This is a genomic window from Methylobacterium sp. WL18 (assembly GCF_008040015.1).
GTDB classification, from domain to species: domain Bacteria; phylum Pseudomonadota; class Alphaproteobacteria; order Rhizobiales; family Beijerinckiaceae; genus Methylobacterium; species Methylobacterium mesophilicum.
Window position 1 is genome coordinate 1 of record NZ_VRVD01001104.1, and the last position, 845, is coordinate 845.

The following is an 845-nucleotide window of genomic DNA, read 5'->3' on the forward strand; positions in this document are numbered from 1 at the left end:
CTCCTGGACCTCGTCGGCAGCGACGCGCGGCTCCTCGCCTTCGCCCGGCGCGCCGCCCGGGTGCTGGTGCCGCTGACGCTCCTCATCGTCGCCATCGTGTTCGGCACCGGCCCGGAACCGCGCCGCAACTGGTACGGCGACATGCTGGGCAACGATTTCAGCCAGATCTGGGTGGCCGGCCGGTCGGCGCTCGAGGGGCGGGGCGGCGAGCCCTACGATCTCCCGGTCCATCTCGAGAACCTGAAAGCCGCGTTCGGGCCGGATTGCCGGTTCGCGTGGCACTACCCGCCGGTGTTCCTGATCCCGGCCGCCGCCTTCGCGACCCTGGAGCCGCAGCCGGCGTTCTGGCTCTGGACCGCCCTGTCGCTGGCGGTCTTCGCCGGGACGATGCGGTTCGCCGCCGGCCGGCGCGACGCCGCCTGGATCGCGCTCGCCCATCCGCTGGTGTTCTGCAACCTCACCTACGGGCAGAACGGCCTGTTCACGGCCTCGCTCCTGACCCTCGGGGCGCTGCTGGTCGACCGCCGCCCCTGGCTCGCGGGCCTGTGCTTCGGCCTGCTGGCCTACAAGCCGCACTTCGCCGCCCTGGCGCCGTTGCTGCTGCTGATCACCGGCCGCGGCACCTGCCTGGCGGCCTGCCTGGGCACGGTGCTGGCCCTGTGCCTCGCCGCTTTGGCCCTGTTCGGCACCGCGCCCTGGATCGGTTTCCTGGGGACCCTGTCCGAGACCAACCGCATCATCCTCCAGCAGGCGGCCGCCGGGCTCGAACTCAACGCCAGCGCGTTCGGGGCCGTCCGGCTGCTGGGCGGCCCGATCGCCGCCGCCTGGGCGCTGCAGGCGCTGGT

The 845-nt window shown here is 73.3% G+C and carries 1 protein-coding gene; it reads left to right on the plus strand.

Annotated features, from left to right (window positions below; all coding sequences use genetic code 11):
• The coding region (locus FV228_RS31165) for a glycosyltransferase family 87 protein (protein ID WP_246694105.1) at positions 1–845 on the plus strand (845 nt) is incomplete at both ends.